Source organism: Roseibium salinum (assembly GCF_026240905.1).
Taxonomy (GTDB): Bacteria; Pseudomonadota; Alphaproteobacteria; order Rhizobiales; family Stappiaceae; genus Roseibium; species Roseibium salinum.
The window spans coordinates 1,743,944-1,760,831 of record NZ_JAPEVI010000003.1 but is presented as its reverse complement, the minus strand read 5'-3'; the positions used below and the strand labels follow the sequence as shown (position 1 = coordinate 1,760,831).

At 60.8% G+C, this 16,888-nt stretch carries 16 protein-coding genes and 1 pseudogene; 9 read left to right on the top strand and 8 right to left on the bottom strand.

Features of this window, described 5'->3' with window-relative positions; translation table 11 throughout:
- Window positions 1-32 precede the first annotated feature (32 nt).
- Both ON753_RS12685 and gltX read left to right on the top strand, forming a co-directional pair.
- Window positions 33-1,247: an MFS transporter gene (locus ON753_RS12685; RefSeq protein WP_265962996.1), complete on the top strand. Its 1,215-nt coding sequence runs from the start codon at window positions 33-35 to the stop codon at window positions 1,245-1,247.
- Window positions 1,248-1,303: 56 nt separating this feature from the next.
- Window positions 1,304-2,665, top strand: a complete 1,362-nt coding sequence (gltX, locus tag ON753_RS12680; RefSeq protein WP_265962995.1) for a glutamate--tRNA ligase — start codon at window positions 1,304-1,306, stop codon at window positions 2,663-2,665.
- Here the strand turns inward: gltX and ON753_RS12675 are convergent.
- On the bottom strand, window positions 2,628-3,974 hold the full coding sequence (locus tag ON753_RS12675; RefSeq protein WP_265962994.1) for a DUF2865 domain-containing protein: 1,347 nt from the start codon (window positions 3,972-3,974) through the stop codon (window positions 2,628-2,630). The two genes, gltX and ON753_RS12675, sit on opposite strands and share 38 nt — an antisense overlap.
- Window positions 3,975-4,063: 89 nt before the next feature.
- A complete protein-coding gene (locus ON753_RS12670) occupies window positions 4,064-4,570 on the bottom strand; it encodes a MarR family winged helix-turn-helix transcriptional regulator (protein WP_265962992.1) in 507 nt (168 codons plus the stop codon).
- A gap of 515 nt (window positions 4,571-5,085) precedes the next feature.
- Between ON753_RS12670 and ON753_RS12665 the strand changes: the two genes are divergently transcribed.
- Window positions 5,086-6,342, top strand: coding sequence for an MBL fold metallo-hydrolase (locus ON753_RS12665; protein ID WP_265962991.1), 1,257 nt, complete (start codon window positions 5,086-5,088; stop codon window positions 6,340-6,342).
- Between the two features lie 299 nt (window positions 6,343-6,641).
- Window positions 6,642-7,157, top strand: coding sequence for a CreA family protein (locus tag ON753_RS12660; RefSeq protein WP_418067878.1), 516 nt, complete (start codon window positions 6,642-6,644; stop codon window positions 7,155-7,157).
- A 292-nt stretch (window positions 7,158-7,449) separates the two neighbouring features.
- On the opposite strand, the gene ON753_RS12655 is transcribed toward ON753_RS12660, so the two are convergent.
- From ON753_RS12655 to ON753_RS12640, 4 genes and pseudogenes are all read right to left on the bottom strand, one after another.
- Window positions 7,450-7,791: an ArsR/SmtB family transcription factor gene (locus ON753_RS12655; protein WP_265962990.1), complete on the bottom strand. Its 342-nt coding sequence runs from the start codon at window positions 7,789-7,791 to the stop codon at window positions 7,450-7,452.
- A gap of 68 nt (window positions 7,792-7,859) precedes the next feature.
- On the bottom strand, window positions 7,860-8,048 hold the full coding sequence (locus tag ON753_RS12650) for a sugar transporter (protein WP_265962989.1): 189 nt from the start codon (window positions 8,046-8,048) through the stop codon (window positions 7,860-7,862).
- Window positions 8,049-8,275: 227 nt separating this feature from the next.
- Window positions 8,276-8,629 (bottom strand): L,D-transpeptidase family protein, encoded by a 354-nt coding sequence (locus tag ON753_RS12645; protein ID WP_265967142.1) that lies wholly within the window; start codon window positions 8,627-8,629, stop codon window positions 8,276-8,278.
- Between the two features lie 217 nt (window positions 8,630-8,846).
- Window positions 8,847-9,725 (bottom strand): annotated as a pseudogene (locus tag ON753_RS12640) (L,D-transpeptidase scaffold domain-containing protein); the annotation flags it as partial.
- 608 nt (window positions 9,726-10,333) lie between these two features.
- Here ON753_RS12640 and cysS point away from each other — a divergent pair.
- The 5 genes from cysS (at window position 10,334) to rarD (ending at window position 15,451) form a co-directional block, all read left to right on the top strand.
- A complete protein-coding gene (gene cysS, locus ON753_RS12635) occupies window positions 10,334-11,749 on the top strand; it encodes a cysteine--tRNA ligase (RefSeq protein ID WP_265962988.1) in 1,416 nt (471 codons plus the stop codon).
- 130 nt (window positions 11,750-11,879) lie between these two features.
- Complete coding sequence (locus tag ON753_RS12630) at window positions 11,880-12,371, top strand: GFA family protein (protein ID WP_265962987.1); 492 nt, start codon at window positions 11,880-11,882, stop codon at window positions 12,369-12,371.
- A complete protein-coding gene (locus ON753_RS12625) occupies window positions 12,368-12,859 on the top strand; it encodes a GFA family protein (RefSeq protein WP_265962986.1) in 492 nt (163 codons plus the stop codon). Before ON753_RS12630 ends, ON753_RS12625 begins: the two co-directional genes overlap by 4 nt.
- Window positions 12,860-12,891: 32 nt before the next feature.
- On the top strand, window positions 12,892-14,487 hold the full coding sequence (gene cimA / locus ON753_RS12620; RefSeq protein ID WP_265962985.1) for a citramalate synthase: 1,596 nt from the start codon (window positions 12,892-12,894) through the stop codon (window positions 14,485-14,487).
- A 37-nt stretch (window positions 14,488-14,524) separates the two neighbouring features.
- Window positions 14,525-15,451, top strand: coding sequence for an EamA family transporter RarD (rarD, locus tag ON753_RS12615; protein ID WP_265962984.1), 927 nt, complete (start codon window positions 14,525-14,527; stop codon window positions 15,449-15,451).
- A 16-nt stretch (window positions 15,452-15,467) separates the two neighbouring features.
- Here the strand turns inward: rarD and ON753_RS12610 are convergent, their stop codons facing one another.
- Both ON753_RS12610 and ON753_RS12605 read right to left on the bottom strand, forming a co-directional pair.
- On the bottom strand, window positions 15,468-16,295 hold the full coding sequence (locus ON753_RS12610) for a GGDEF domain-containing response regulator (protein ID WP_265967141.1): 828 nt from the start codon (window positions 16,293-16,295) through the stop codon (window positions 15,468-15,470).
- 98 nt (window positions 16,296-16,393) lie between these two features.
- Window positions 16,394-16,720 (bottom strand): response regulator, encoded by a 327-nt coding sequence (locus tag ON753_RS12605; RefSeq protein WP_265962983.1) that lies wholly within the window; start codon window positions 16,718-16,720, stop codon window positions 16,394-16,396.
- Window positions 16,721-16,888 lie beyond the last annotated feature (168 nt).

Below are 16,888 nucleotides of genomic sequence, written 5' to 3'. Positions count from 1 at the left end.
TCCTGCGCCGGTCCCGCGGCTCCAAAGATCATATGACCTATATTGCGTTCCTGCGCGAGAATGCACGCTGGTTGTCGGCCAGCTACCTGCTCGCGGTGTTCTCAGGCTTCGGCCAGACGTTTTTCATTTCTCTTTCCGGCGGGGACCTGCGGGCCGAGTTCGGCCTCAGCCACGGCGACCTGGGGCTGCTTTACATGCTGGCAACGCTCGGCAGCGCCCTGACGCTCCCCTATGTCGGCCGGAGCGTCGATCATTTTCCGGTCCAGCGAATTGCAGCGGTGGTCATCACCGGCCTGGCGCTGTTCTGCCTCGCAATGGCAACCACCTTCTCCGTGTGGATGATCGCCCTGGCCTTCTACGGCCTGCGTCTTTGCGGTCAGGGAATGATGACCCATACCGCGATCACGGCGGCCGGGCGCTGGTTTTCCGCGCGGCGCGGGCGCGCGGTTTCCATTGCTGTTCTCGGCTTTCCCACCGCCGAGGCGCTGTTCCCGCTCTGCTTCGTTGTGCTCAGCAACGCCTTTGGATGGCGCGGCGCCTGGACCGTCTCCGCCCTGGTGCTGGCGCTTGTGGCCCTGCCAGTGCTGATGATGCTCCTTTCCAGGGACCGCATCCCGAGCGCGGCGGAAGTTGCCTCCGTCAAGCCCGAGGGGCGGCAATGGACCCGCAAGGAGGCCCTGAGCGACCCGCGCTTCTGGCTGGTGTCCTGCGGGGTCAACGCGCCGGCCTTTATCGGGACGACGATTTTCTTTCACCAGGTCTATCTCGTGGAGTTGCGCGGCTGGACGCTCGAGCTGTTCGCCAGCTCGTTCCTGCTGATGGCCACGGGCGTCGTCTGTGCCTCGCTGGTGATCGGTCCGCTGATCGACCGCTTTTCGGCCAGACAGCTGCTGCCCTTCACGCTGATGCCGCTGACCGTCGGGTGCTTCGTGCTCGCCAACTATCACGCACCGGCGGCGGCATTCATCTTCATGGCGCTTGTCGGCATTTCCAACGGCTTCAACAGCACTCTTGTCGGCGCATTCTGGCCCGAGGTCTACGGAACCCGGCACATGGGCGCGATCCGCTCCGTCGCGTTTTCAATGATGGTGTTCGCCTCGGCGGCGGGCCCGGGGCTGATCGGCTGGCTGATCGACCTGAATGTTCCGTTCGACCGGCAGGTGACCGGGATGGCGCTCTATTGCGTGGCATTCATTGCCGTTCTGACCCTGATGTCGCGTGCCTACCGGTCAAACGCACTATCTTGAAACCGATCTCTGTTTTGGGGTTGCCGACTGTGCGATCCCCGGCTAACTGAAACGCCATGACCGTAACTGTTCGCTTTGCGCCGTCGCCGACCGGCCATATCCACATCGGCAACAGCCGTCCCGCCCTCTATAACTGGCTTTTTGCCAGAAAGTCGGGTGGGCGGTTCATCCTGCGCTTCGACGATACCGACCTGGTGCGTTCGAAACAGGAATATGTCGAGTCGATCGAACGGGACCTGCGCTGGCTGGGAATCGACCCGGACCGGATCGAGCGCCAGTCGGAGCGTGTCGCAAATTATGATGCCGCCGCGCAAAGGCTGAAGGACGCCGGCCTTCTCTATCCGTGCTACGAAACGCCGGACGAACTGGAGCGCCGCCGCTCGCGCCAGCGCGCGCTTGGCCGTCCGCCGGTCTATGACCGCGCAGCGTTGAAGCTGACGGATGACGAGCGGGCCGCACTGGAAGCGGAAGGACGCAAACCGCATTGGCGGTTCCTGCTGCCCAACCACGAGGGCAATCCCTTCGAGACGCAGCGCACCGAAGTCGCCTGGACCGATCTTTGCCGGGGCGAGCAGGCGGTCGACCTTGCCTCCATGTCCGACCCGGTGCTGATCCGCGCCGACGGGACGTATCTTTATACGTTCACGTCGATCGTCGATGACATCGACATGGGCGTGACCCACATCATCCGCGGCGAGGACCACGTGTCGAACACGGGTGTCCAGATTGCCATATTCGAGGCTCTTGGAGCCAAGGCCCCGGTCTTCGGTCACCACAACCTGCTGACGACACGGGAAGGCGAAGGGCTTTCGAAGCGCAAGGGCGCGCTGTCCATTGCCTCCTTGCGCGAATCCGGGCTCGAGGCCATGGCGGTTGCCTCTCTCGCCGTTCTGACCGGAACCAGCCAGTCCGTCGAGCCCGTACCCGCCATGGACGCCCTTGTCGAGAAATTCGACCTTGCCAGCGTCTCGAAATCAGCCGCCAAATTCGACCCGGAAGAACTCAGGAACCTCAATGCCCGCCTCGTTCATGAACTGCCGTTCGAGGCCGTCAAGGACAGGCTGGCCGGGCTCGGGATCGATGCTGGCCCGGAATTCTGGGAAACCGTGCGCGGCAATTGCGAGACGGTCGATGACGCCCGTACCTACTGGCAGGTTGTCGCCGGCCCCGTCGAAGGGCGGATCGACGAGGAAGACCGGGACTTTGTCGCCAGGGCCAGGGACTTCTTTCCCGAAGGGGAAGTGACCCGGGAGACGTGGGGCGCCTGGACCGGTGCGCTGAAGGCCGAAACGGGCCGAAAGGGCCGGGGCCTGTTCATGCCGCTGCGCCGTGTGCTCACGGGTATGGATCACGGGCCGGACATGAAGGATCTGCTGCCGCTTATTGGGCGACAAAATATTCTGGACCGACTACCCTGACGGGCGCCTTGCGGTCCTCCGCCGGGCGAAACCCCGGGTCTTCGCTCTTGAAGACCGGTGAGACGGATGCCAGCTCCGCATCCCCGTCAAGGGGGAGAGTGCGGGTCGACAGCAATGGCAGGCCGTCATCGGTCGTTGAATGGACCTCCACCACATCCGCGTCCCGCTTCAGCCTCTTTGCCGCATCACTGAGGCGAGCGGCGACATCAAAGCCCTTTTCCAGGTTGAAGCGCGTGTCAGGATCTTCGTAAGGCGGCAGATGCGCTCGTTCCAGCGGCGTTCCTGAGAGCGGTGAGGGAGTGTTGCCGCTTTCCTCGAAGGTGGCGCCCCGGCTCGGGTGCAGCGAGCGTCTGGGCAGGCCCGAACTGATATCGGCGAAGAAGACACGGTCTGCGGAGCCGGAGGACAGTTCTTTCCAGGACGAGGGGCTTTTCGACTGTTGCGCCGCTCGGCAGCTGCAGCCCTGCACGAATTCCGCCTTGTAGCGATTGGCGAACGGCTGCTCCGAATAGAGCTTGCCGGCCAGGGAAATCATCTGCGACCGATCTCCACCCGGGTTCCGGTAGACGTAAAGTTCGGTCGGAGCGGCCGGGCATATTTCGGAGCAGCGCGCCTCGTCATAGGGAAGATGGTTCTTGCCGGTCGAGAAGCTGAGCGGGAAGAAATAGCCGTCACAGGTGCGCACGCATAACGTCCGGAACGTGCCGCCGGTCGGAATGCGGGCACTGGATATGCTGCTGCTGTGTTGCGAACGCACCGCCCTTATCCCGGGGTCGCCCGATCGGGCCGACACGGTTTGGCGCGGTTGTTGGGATTGCCCGCCGAAAAGACGTGACAACAGCGAGCGCGGTTGGCCTTCGTCGGTTCGGGATCGGGCGTCTTGCGCCCGGGCGGGGGCGTTGCAATTCTGGCTGGCAAGCGACGCCTTGATCTGTCGAAGCCGCCCGGTGCTGGCAGAAGAGCCGCCGCCGGACTTTGCCAGTTGACGCTCGATCGCGGCCAGATTGGTCTTCATCTGCTTGATCTTGCCGTTGAGCGACTTGCACTCGGGTGTCGACGAATTCGCGCAGCCGAGATAGCCCGCATCCCGCTGCGCGGCGGTAAGCGCCTCTTGCTGCCGGGCCTTGGCAGACGTCCATTTCTGTGCGGCGGGAGATTGCGAAGCGGAACCCGATTCCAGGCGGCGCAATTCGGCCTGCAGGCTCGAACAGCTGGCGGCGGATGCGTCCGCTGCGGGCAGGACGAAGACGGCGCAGACGGCAAGTGCGCGAAATAAATCAGCAGACCCGACTTTGCTCCAAAGCCTCATACCCATCCCCTGCAGCGCGGCACAGCCTTGCGGTGGCGCGTCACTATCGCTGTCGTGACATCAATAGCAATCAAAGCGCTCACGTTCGGTTAATGGCCGTCGCTTCCAAGGGATCTCGCGGCCTTGTGCAGCCGTTCGAAAATGTCGTCCAGAAGGGCTTTCTGCTCCTCTGTGAGCGCGTCCTGCAGCTCTGCGGAATAAGCCAGCGCGTCAGGGACGATATCCTGATACATCCTGCTGCCCTTCGGGCTCAGTTTCAGGGTCTGTTCGCGCTGGTCATCCGGGTTTCTGTCCCGCACGATCAGGCCGCGCTTCTCCAGCGCGGCTACGGCCCGGCTCACCTTCGTCTTGTGCATCGATGTCGACCGGCTGATGTCACGCGCGGTCAGCGCCTTGTATTCGCCCAGGGTCGCGACGACCCGCCATTCCGGGATGCCGATGCCGTATTTCTCCGCATAGATCCTGGAAAAGGAGCGGCTGACGGTTTCGGCCAGATGATTGAGTTGATAGGGCAGGAACCTGCTCAGTTTGAGAACGGGCTTCTGCTCCTGCGCCGGCTTGGTCTGAAGGGTGGTTGAACCTGGTTCGTCGGACATGAATTGGACGCTGCCTCGGAGGTTTCTTGAGCCGCATCGCGGCGACGGATGAGCATTGCCGTGATCCGGCCATCTTCTCTTAATACATCAACCTGCATTCGGGTGTTTCACCTGAAGGCAGAAAAGGTGATCGCTTTCAAAGTTCTAGAGCACCCCGTGAGACTGCTGGATGCTCCAGGCCGCAGTCTCTTGAGCCGGGAGCCGGGAGCCGGGATAAGGGGCTGGGGCGCGACAAGTATAGTCGATTGAAGTTGTCGGGAAAGACAACCGCCGCAGCTTTAAAACAATTCGCGGGGATGCAAGCAAGATTGGCGCTGAGCTTTGAGTGCATATAGTGAACGGGCGGCAATATAGGCAGACCTATCTGTTGATAAGAAAGGAATAGTTAAGGAATTAACGAGGGAAGATTTGCGAATCAGTGAAGGAAACTGAGACGCTACAGTCAACAAGAAAAGCCGAGACGCCGGATGCATAGCCACAGGCAAGCACTCAGCCGGCAGGAAAGCGAGGCCGCTATGGTAGACGTTAAGAACAAGTCCGCAGCTGTGGGAGATAACGAACGGTTCGAGGAACTGGGCCGTGGGTGTTACGCCTATAGCGCCGATGGCTGCTCCAACACGGGAGTGATCATAGGCGAACGGGGTGTTCTGATTGTCGACGGCCAGGCAAGCCCCGAGCTCGCCGAAAAGGTGCTGAGCAAAATCCGTGACATCACCGACAAGCCGGTCAAACAGCTGGTCCTGACCCATTTTCACGCGGACCATTCGCTCGGCTCTCCGGCCTTTGAGCCGGGGGAAATCGTTGCTTCCGACCTCACCAGGCGCATGATGGATACCCGCGGCAAGGAGGAAATCCGGCTTTCAAGGGAACGTTCTGCGGAACTGTTTGCCGGCCTGCCCGCAAATGGTGAAGTCGTCGAACCCACAATGACCATCGCTTCCTCCATGACGATCGACCTTGGCGGGCTTGACGTCCGGCTGATGCATCTGGGCCGCGGTCACACAATGGGAGACATTGTCGTCTGGGTGCCGGCCAGTTCGGTCATCTTCTCCGGCGATCTGGTTCAGAAATCCGCTGCGCCCTATTGCGGCGATGCCCATCTCGCCGATTGGCCGCGCGCACTCGACCGCATTTCCGCCTTCCGGCCGAATGCGCTGATGCCGGGTCGCGGCCGGTCCGCGCTCGGGGCACAGGCTGTTGCGACAGCCATTGAAACCACGCGCGATTTCGTCACGACACTGCGCGACGCCGCAGCAGCATGCGTCGATCAGGGCCTTGGCCTCAAGGATACGTTCCATGCGGTGAAAGACGCTCTGGTTCCGCAATTCGGGCAAAGGGAGGATTTCGACTTCCATTTGCCGTTGAACGTCGCGCGCGCCTATGACGAGGCACTCGGCCTTGATCAGCCGCAGGTCTGGACGCGCGAGCGCCATGCCGATCTTCGCGATGCGCTGAAAGGCGCACTGGCTGCAGGTGAGCCGGAAGAAGAAACCGTGGCGCCGGTCGAGGAGGCTGCCCCCGAGGCCGAGCCGGCAACCGAAAACAGCACATCCGTTGCACCGGCCGACAGCGAGGGAACCGAGCTTGTCTCGGACAACGACTTCGCAGCCTCGCTTTCTCAGGCACCGGAGGAAGAAGAATCCGGCGACGACGAGCCCTTTGACTTTTCGGCGGACGATGCCGTTGAAATCGGCAGCGATGAGGAAACGTCTGCTTCAGAAAACGAAGAGAGCGGCGCAGAGGGCGAAAAGGTTCTGGAAGAGACCCGCTAAGGCGCGTCCTGGCCTGGTGACAATCCTCGATCAGGTCGTCATCCCGGCGCGCCCTGCGCCTGGCCGCGATGTAATTTTTGCAGGCTGAAGCCCGCCAGCGCGGCCACGTTCTCTTCTGAGCCCCTCCCGAGAAAGGCCGGGCGGCCGCAACTTCATTGCTGTCCCAGCCTCCCGACGGCTTTCCGATTTTCCTGCGCGTTCTCCCTGCCCACGTGCCTTGGCGTGTCCTGCTCAACTTCCTGCTTGACCGTCGGAATGCCGACCCCACATGTCTGAGGTCCCACTAACCGGAGGCCAAAATGCGTTTTCTAACCGCCGCTGCTCTTGCCATGGCACTGTGTATCCAGGGGACTGGGGCTGCGCTATCCGCGGAAGACCCCGATCTCATCTTCAAAAAGTCGACCGTCTGGAAGTTTCTGACCCCGGACCACAAGCTCGCGACCTATGCCATTGACGATCCGATCGTGGAGGGCGTTGCCTGTCATTTCACCGTGCCCGAAAAGGGTGGTGTCTCCGGTTGGCTCGGAGTTGCCGAGGAGGTGTCCGACATTTCGCTGGCCTGCCGCCAGGTCGGTCCGGTCACCATCAAGGAAAATTTCGAGCAGGGCGAGGAAATGTTCCGCCAGCGCCGCTCGCTCCTGTTCAAGAAAATGCAGATCGTGCGCGGCTGCGATACCAAGCGGAACGTGCTTGTCTACCTGATCTATTCCGACAAGCTGATCGAGGGCAGCCCCAAGAACTCCACCTCCACTGTTCCGATCATGCCCTGGGGCGATGAGACGCCGCCGAAATGCGAGGAATTCGTGAAGGGCTGAGCGTCGGCAGGAATACGTCCGGACGCGGATCATACCAACCGTCATTGATTATGGCCCATCTGACCGAGTTTTCGGACCGTCCGGCGAGGAGGGCTTCGCAGGGCGATGCGGGGCATCGGCCAAGAAGTGCGACGACGTCCGGGCGTTTCGAAAACTCGGCCTTCGGTGGACCATATCGGCCCGCCGGACGTCGTTGCATCGCTTGCCCGACCGGACGGTCGCGCTGCGCGACGCGCCTCGCCGACAAACCGATCTGGTCCATCAGATGAGTCATAATCAATGACGGTTGGTATCAGTCCGCGTCTACAGCTTCCAGACGCTTGCCGACCGGCAGGTCGGTTCCGGCGCAGAAATGCTTGTAGAGCATCCCCATGATGTCTTTCACCGGTTCACTGGCCAGACGGTAGTAGATCGTGGTGCCTTCGCGCCGGGTGGTGACCAGGCCCTGGGCACGCAAAAGAGCCAGCTGCTGCGAGACAGTCGGCATGCGCATGCCGGTTTGCTCTGCAAGATCACTCACGCAACGCTCTTCCTCAAGCACGAGGCACATCAGCAGTAGACGCGGCGCAGACGCCATCATTTTCAAGAAATCAGCCGCGGATTCTGCTTTTTCTTCAAGTGCTTTGTAGTCCATGGGTCGACCTTGCCAAACATCCGGTGAAACTGCAAGCTTGAGTCAAGCTTTCAGCTTTCACGCGCCTTTTATATCCGCGCGGCCATCGTGACAATGATGTTTCCGTCGCCACATCCGGTTCCGGTTAACAGGCACATGCTTTTCTGCTGCATTTCATTGCCGAAAGCCTTGGTGCCATCTGTGATCATGATGATGGCGGCAAATGGACCGCCCAGAACGATGGCGAGAAATATAATGACGAAAATGCGGTTCAACATGGGTTTCTCCTGACGGCAATCTGTATCCATTGCCCGGAGAATAGGGGTGGTGCCTTGAACCCATGCTGAGCGGCGCATTCAGCTTCCGTTCAGTTATCTAAACATCGTGAAAACGAATTAAATTTCAATTGGTTGACTGTATTCCTGGGGCCGTTTTCACCCTATAAAATGCGTCATGACAGCTCCCCAAAATGAACGTCGACGCCTGGAAATCGCCTAAAAATCGCCTAAAGATTTTGGGTCATGGCGGTTCTGAGCGCCTCCAGCAAAACCTCGTCGCGCCCGTAGATGTCCTTTCTGAAATGGGTCGACCCGTCCTTGTTCATCCAGGCCGTCAGATAGGTCAGGTGAACTTCGATGAGCGCCTGTGGCTTGACGACGGTGCGCTCGCCGCTGTCGCGTATCTGTTCCCAATGACCAGGCGTGGCGTTGACGTGGTCCAGAAGAACGCCCGCAAGCGCAAACGGATCCGAGACCCGGATGCAGCCATGGCTGAAGGCGCGCTCCGGGCGGGCGAACAGAGACTTCGACGGCGTGTCGTGAATGTAGATGTTGAACTTGTTCGGGAACATGAACTTCACCCGCCCAAGCGCGTTGCCATCGCCCGGGTCCTGACGCAGGCGGAAGGGGAAGTTTCCGCCCGAATAGCTGTTCCATGCGATCTGCCTTGCGGGAATTTCCTGACCGTCCTGAAAGACACAGAATCTGCTGATCCCCCAGGGCCATGGGATTCTGCTTCAGCTTAGGCAGGTATTCCTTCGTCGCAATGGAGTAAGGCACGTTCCAGTAGGGATTGATCTCCACATACTCCAACTGGTCGGAGAAGACCGGAGTTGCGTGATAGGGCTTTCCGACGACGACGCGCGCCGTGTGGACGGTCTTGCCGTCGCGGACCACCTTCAGGTTCTGGTCGGCAAGGTTCACGAAAATATAGAAGTCGCCCAGATCGTCGCGCATCCAGCGGCGGCGCTCCATGTTGAGCTCCATCTGGATGAGCTTGTCCTGGATCGGAATGTTGAGCTGCGCCAGCGTATTCTTGCCGACCACGCCGTCCGCATCGAGGCCATGATACTCCTGGAAGATCTTGACAGCTTCGACCAGGGCGCCGTCATAGATGTCGCCTGCATGTTCGGCTGCCGCGGGAACATCCTCTTCCATCAGCCTCGTGCGAAGGACGGGAATGCGCGGGTCGCTCATGCCGGGTTTCAGTACGTCTCCGTCCGGCATGGGCGTGAAGCCGCCGGCCGCGGCCTTCTCCCTGTACTGGGCAAGGCGACGCTTCAGCCTGGCATAGTTGTCCGATTGCGGCGGGAGACCATCCAGAAAGGCGCTGAAGTCGACGGCCTGTTCCGCATTTTCAAAGAGTTTCTTCGGGTCGGGCCGGTGCGGGAAGAGGTTGAGCGCCTTGTTGACCTTGTTGGGCTGCACGCGGCCGGAGGATACATGCGTCACGTAACGCAGGAACTGAACCGACAGGTCCAGATCGAATTTTGCCCATTCCTCCGGGGTCTGTGCGGTTTCGGAGCGTTGCGCCAGCTCCAGTGGGCCGTAATTGTTCGGATCGAGTGCATGATCGTTGGCGGCAGCCATCGTGGCGATCGCCAGGTGGGCATATTCCGTCAGGCCGTTCTCGTTGAACCAGACCGGGGCAAATGCGCGTTCGCCGTAATAGAGCACCAGCCCTTGCGCAATATCGGGCGATAATGCCGCCTGGATTGCTTTGGCGATCGGTGTCTCAGGCTCCGGAAAAACAGGGGGCGCTGGTGCGGTCCGGGCTTGCTTGGCCGCCTCGGTCTGCGCCTGCGCTTCCGCCTGCACGGGAGACTGGAGTGCCGCAAGCCCCAGCGCGGCGAAGAAAAGAAAGCCGGCTGAAATAAAACCACCTGGAAAAATGCGCCCCACAGGAAAATCTCCTCATGATTCTCAGTCAAGCAAGCATAGATCAACAATCCGTCAGGTGAAATCTCAAGAAAGCAGAAAAGCTGTGCCGCCTTTTTGGCTTTGAAGCGCTCCATCCGGGATGGGAACAATTTGCGCAGCTCGACCTCAACTTGCATGTGGCATCGGTTCCGCAGGCCCGCGCGCCTCGCCGCTTCATGGCAATTGTGGCCTTGACCGCATTCGGTTTTCCGGTCCATAAAGCTGGCCATGATGACGGCCACACGGAACATCATTTCGATCACCATTATTTGCAGCTAGCGACACCGCTGGCTGTGGCCGTTCCCTCTTGGCACAAATTCCTCTGAGACGGACCGCCCGGCCAGCCGGCCAGGAGACCGTTTGACATGAGCGCCGCTGAGACGGAAACATCCGGCACTTTCAAGGGCTTGAGGCTCACCAACACGTTGACCCGCCAGAAGGAAGATTTCAGGGCGATCGACGATGAGAACGTGCGTCTCTATGTCTGCGGACCGACTGTCTACGATTTCGCGCATATCGGCAATGCCCGGCCGGTCATCGTCTTCGATGTGCTGTTCCGCCTGTTGCGCCATCTTTATGGCGCGGCGCATGTCACCTATGTGCGCAACATCACCGACGTCGACGACAAGATCAACGCAAGGGCCCTGCGCGACTATCCCGACCTGCCGCTCAACGATGCGATCGCCCGGGTGACGCAGCAGACGGCGGATCAGTTCCACAAGGATATCAAGGCGCTCGGCGTTCTGGAGCCGACCTTCGAGCCGCGGGCAACACAACATATCGACGGCATGATCGGGATGATTAAGGTGCTGATCGAAAAGGGCCATGCCTACGAGTCCGGAGGCGAGGTGCTGTTCGATACGCACTCCATGCCGGACTATGGCGGGCTTTCGAAGCGCAAGTTGGACGAGCAACTGGCCGGTGCGCGCATTGCCGTTGAGGCACACAAGAAGAGCCCCGGCGATTTCGTGCTCTGGAAACTCTCCTCCGACGAGGAGCCAGGCTGGGACAGCCCCTGGGGCCGCGGGCGTCCGGGCTGGCATATCGAATGCTCGGTGATGAGCGAACACCACCTCGGCAAGGTCTTCGACATTCACGGCGGCGGGCTGGACCTGATCTTCCCGCACCACGAGAACGAGATCGCCCAGTCCCGTTGCGCCCATGGCACCAGGGTCATGGCCAACTACTGGCTTCACAACGGCTTTCTGCAGGTGGAAGGCAAGAAGATGTCCAAGTCGGAGGGCAACTTCTTCACCATCAAGGAACTCCTGGAAAACGAAACCTTCGGCGGCCGCAAATGGCCCGGCGAAATTCTGCGCATGGCCATGCTGATGACGAGCTACCGCGAGCCGATCGACTTTTCCGTGCGCAAGCTGGAAGAGGCCGAGCACCTTCTGGCCAGGTGGCCCGAGCCGGTGGAGACCGACGCCGCACCCGCGGCGGAAGTCGTCGCGGCGCTCAATGACGACCTGAACACGGCAGCCGCCATCCAGACCCTGCATGCCCTCGCCGTCGAGGCGGCAAAGGATCCTGAAAAGCTGGCGGTCTATTCGGCATCGGCGGCACTGCTGGGTGTCGGGCCGCTCAAGGCGGACCTCTCCGGTGTTGACACCGCGGCCGTCGAGGCCGCCGTCGGCGCCCGGCTGGATGCCTTGAAGTCCAAGAACTGGGACGAGGCCGACAGGATCCGCAATGAGCTGTCGTCTCAAGGAATCCTCCTAAAGGATTCAAAAGACTCCGAAACCGGCGAGCGCGTGACAACCTGGGAGGTCAAGCGGTGAACTCTGTTCCGGCGGATAGGCGGGATACCCCCCTCTGTCCTTTCGCGGGGAAGGTGCTCGCGTTGATCGATAGGGGAGGTGTCTGCCCTTTGCGACCCGTTCAGCGTGCCTGCGGAAAGGAGACCTGCTGATGAGCGAGGTCAAGCCCCTGACCGGCGGCTGTCAGTGCGGGGCCGTGCGCTACCGGGTGCGCGGGGAGGTCGGATATCCGCATCTGTGCCACTGCCGCATGTGCCAGAAGGCCTCGGGCAATTTCTTTCTGCCGCTGATCGGAGCGGCGAAAAAGGATTTTGAGTGGACCCGCGGCGAGCCGTCCTGGTTTCATTCGTCCAGGCCTGTCCGGCGCGGTTTCTGCCAGGCCTGTGGAACACCGCTCGCTTTTGACACGATTGGCGGCGACCATATCGCTTTCACCCACGGAAGTCTGGACGACGTCGCAGCCGTCGTGCCAATTGAGCAGTCCGGCGTCGAGGGGCGGGTGCCTTTCTACGCCGCGTTGTTCAGCTTGCGGGAAAGTCAGTCAAACCGGGATGATCTGCCGGGCGGTATCGATGACGTTGCATCGAGCAACTGCCAGCATCCGGATCACGATACGCAAACCTGGCCAAGGAGGAACTCATGACGAAAATCTACACGGGCGGATGTCAATGCGGGGCCGTGCGGTTCCGCGTTTCCGGAGAGCTCGGAAAAGGGTCGATCTGTCACTGCCGCATGTGCCAGAAGGCTTTCGGCAATTTCTATGCGCCTCTTGTCAGCATTCGGGAAGGCGGGGATCTGACTTGGACGCGGGGCCAGCCGAAACGGTTCCAGAGTTCCAATATGGTCGCGCGCGGCTTTTGCGCGCAGTGCGGTACGCCGCTGACCTATGAAACTCCGGAAGGCGACGCGATCGCGATCGGCGCCTTCGACAATCCGGCGGAAATCGTTCCTGTGATCCAGTTCGGCGTCGAGGGCAAGCTGCCCTATACGGACCACATGGCGGACCTGCCGACACGAACCACGGAAGAAGATTTTGAAACGGCGGCCTTTCTGGCCTCCATCGTCTCCAACCAGCATCCCGATCATGACACGAAAACCTGGCCGCAGGCCAGCGAAACGGACAACGGATAACAGGCAGCCGCAGGGCTGGGCAGGACACATTGATGACCAAGGAACGCCTCTACCTCTACGACACCACGCTCCGCGATGGCGCGCAAACCAGCGGCGTCGATTTCTCGGTGAATGAAAAGATCGTCGTTGCCGAATTGCTGGAGCGGCTGGGGGTCGATTATGTGGAAGGCGGATATCCAGGCGCCAATCCGACGGATACGGAGTTCTTCAGCGAGAAGCGCACGGCGAAGGCGGCCTTTACCGCGTTCGGCATGACCAAGCGGGCGGGCCGCTCCGCCGCCAATGATCCCGGTCTTCAGGAGATCCTCGCCGCCAGGTCCGACGCCTGCTGCTTTGTTGCCAAGGCGTGGGATTACCACGTTCGTGTCGCGCTCGGATGCACCAATGAGGAGAACCTGCAGTCGATCGAGGAAACCGTCGCCGCCGCCGTCGCGGCCGGCAAGGAAGCGATGATCGATTGCGAGCATTTCTTCGACGGCTACAAGGCCAATCCGGGTTACGCCCTTGAATGCGCCCGTGCCGCCTATCTGGCAGGCGCACGCTGGGTCGTGTTGTGCGACACCAATGGCGGCACGCTTCCGGATGAAATCCATGACATCGTCACCCGTGTGCAGGAAGTCGTGCCCGGGAGTCACCTGGGCATCCACACCCATGACGACACCGGCCACGCCGTCGCCAACTCCCTGGCGGCGGTCGATGCCGGTGTACGCCAGATTCAGGGAACGCTGAACGGCCTCGGCGAGCGCTGCGGCAATGCCAACCTGATCACGCTGATCCCGACCCTCAAGCTCAAATCCGCCTATGCGGACCGTTTCGAGATCGGCGTGAGCGATGGGCAGCTCAGGGAGATCTCGTCGATTTCCCATGCTTTTGACGAGATCCTGAACCGCTCGCCCGACCGGCAGGCGCCCTATGTCGGCGAGACCGCCTTTGCCACCAAGGCGGGCATCCATGCTTCCGCCATCCTCAAGGACCCGCAGACCTACGAGCATGTGGACCCGGAATGCGTCGGCAATCGGCGGCGTGTTCTGGTGTCCGATCAGGCGGGCAAGAGCAATCTCATCGGCGAACTCACCCGGGTCGGCATCCAGGTCGACAAATCCGATCCGCGGCTCGACCGGCTGCTGGCGCTGGTGAAGGAGCGCGAAGCGGAGGGCTATGCCTATGAGGCCGCGGATGCTTCATTCGAGTTGCTCGCGCGGCGGGAGCTGGGGGAGGTGCCGCGGTTTTTCGAGATCAATTCGTTCCGCGTGATGGTGGAGCGCCGGTTCAATGCGATCGGCGACCTGGTGACCGTCTCCGAAGCGGTGGTGAAGGTGGATGTCGACGGAGAGACCCGCATGTCCGTGGCCGAGGGCAACGGGCCGGTCAATGCGCTCGACATGGCGTTGCGCAAGGATCTGGGCAAATACCAGTCCGCGATCGAAGGTCTGGAGCTCATTGACTACAAGGTCAGAATCCTCAATGGTGGCACGGGCGCGGTCACGCGCGTTCTGATCGAAAGCCACGATACGAAAACCCATCGCCGCTGGTTCACGATTGGAGTGTCGTCCAATATCGTCGATGCCTCGTTCCAGGCCTTGGCGGATTCCATTACATTCGCGCTGATGAAGGCCAACCTCACCTGAGGCGCCGCTACGGCCGTTCTCCAAAAGGGCAAATCCGATGTCGCAGACGGTGCTGCCGGACTCCGAGTCGACGGCCGAGTTCCGGCAAGGTCTTTTGTTCGGCCTGGCCGCCTACGGCATGTGGGGCTTTCTTCCGGCCTACTACAAGCTGACGGATACGGTTCCGGGGGACATCGTCGTGTCTCATCGCATCCTGTGGTCCGTGCTCTTTGTCGGCGTTTTTCTTTACCTGCGCGGCCGCTGGCCGGAGGTGCGGGAGATCTTCCACCAGCCGAAAATCGTCCTGGGGCTGACGGCCTCCGCATGTTTTATCGCGGTCAACTGGCTGGTGTTTGTCTGGGCGATTACCAACGAGCGGGTGCTTGACGTTTCGCTTGGCTATTTCATCAATCCGCTGGTGAGCATCCTGGTCGGCCTGGTAGTGCTGCGCGAGCGATTGAGGCTCTGGCAGGGGATTGCGGTCGCTATCGCAGCCTTGGCCGTTATCCTGCAGGCGGTCCTTGCCGGAGGCGTTCCATGGGTCTCGCTGATGCTGGCCTTCTCATTCGCCGGATATGGCTATGTCCGCAAGGTCACGCCGGTCAAGGCAACGCCCGGCCTGTTCGTCGAAACGCTGCTGCTCTTTCCGCTCGCCGCCAGCTATATGCTGCTGAACCTGAGCTGGGGTGTCGATGCGCTGGTTCTGGACGATCTGCCGGTTCTCCTCGCCCTTGCCGGAACGGGCGTTGTCACCGCTGTACCCCTGATCTGCTTTTCTTCGGCCGCGCGCCGCCTGCCGCTCTTCATGCTCGGGTTGATGCAATATCTCGCACCGTCCCTGCACTTCCTGATGGCGGTCTATATCTGGGGGGAACCACTGGACCAGACCAGGCTGATCGGTTTCTTGCTGATCTGGGCGGCGCTGGCGGTCTTCACCTATGACAGCTGGCGCCGCTATCGGGGTGCCGCCCGAAGGGCCGCGTGACAGTACGAGCGGCGGATCAGCCTGTTGAAACCAGTTGGCCCCGCCCGGTGCGCTTGGCGGTATAGAGCCTGAGGTCGGCGCCCTTCAGGGCGTCGCCCAGCTTGCCTTCCTGAATGGGGGCGAGGCCGATGCTGGTTCTCATGTGGTGCTCCTCACCCGCATGTCTGACCGGTGAGGTCTGAATGGTGTCCAGAAGGCTTTCCAGAAGGTGGACGACGTCTTCTTCCGTCTTGTCGCGGAATACGACGCAGAATTCATCGCCGCCAAGGCGGGTGACCACATCCCGTTCGCCGGAAAGCTTCAGCAGATGCCGGGCAAAGCTCGTCAGCACGGCATCGCCGAAGTCGTGGCCGAGCTTGTCGTTGATGCTCTTGAAGGAATCCAGGTCGAGGAGGGCGAGCCAGTGCCGGCTGTTTTCCGAAGTCGGCCAGGACTTGACCGCCTTGGCGACTCCCTCCAGCAGGTAACGCCGGTTGTAAAGCCCGGTCAGGGCGTCCCGCATCGCCAGGTTGTTCAGCTCTTCGATGCGGTACATGTAGTCGAGGTTCTGCGAAATCCGCAGCAGCAGTTCTTCCGGCGGGCAATGCTTGTCGACGAAATCCGCCGCGCCGTATTTGAGAAACTGCACCCGGTTTTCCGGCTTGGCATAGGAAGACATGCCGATCACGCCGACTTCCTCCGCCTTGTGCTGGCGGCGCACGGCTTTCAGAAACGCAAAACCGTCCTTGCCCGGCATGAAATAGTCCGCCAGAACCAGCTTGATGTCCGTGTTCTCTTTCAAGCACTGAAGGGCTTCGTCGGTGGAGCCGGCCTGGTACACCTTGTAAAGGTGCTTGGCGACGATCTGCGAAATGGCTTCGCGTTCAACGTGAGCATCATCGATGACGAGAACGCCGATTTTCGGGTTATGCGCCAGCTTGCGGATCAGGTCGGCGACGTAATTCAGACTGCCGGGGAGTCTTTCAGGACGTAGTCGATCACGCCCTTGCTCAGCATCTTGTTCCGGATTTTCGGATCGAAACGGCTGGTGAAGACGATGGTCGGGATGTGCCTTTCACTGCACAGGTCCACGATCTCGCCGTCCGGCGCGTCGGGTAGTGTCAGGTCGACGAGGGCAAGGTCCGGGTCGCCGATCGGAAGATCCAGGCAGTTTTCCGCCTCCGCATAGGATCGGGCAACCATGATCTGGTGACGGCCGACTTCATGCAATTTCTTGACGATCGCCTTTTCAAAGAACGATGCGTCTTCAACCAGGAGAGTGGTCTGCATGGCGTGGCCTGCTGCTCTGGAAAGAGTGGCGAACCCCCATTGATTGCCTCTCCCTCTTAGATTTCACGTAACGGTACTGTCCAATTCGGGCGACTCCAACTGATAAACATCAATTTTTGCCAGTCCTATGGCATGTAATGCAAATGGGTAAATAATTCGGATTACCCG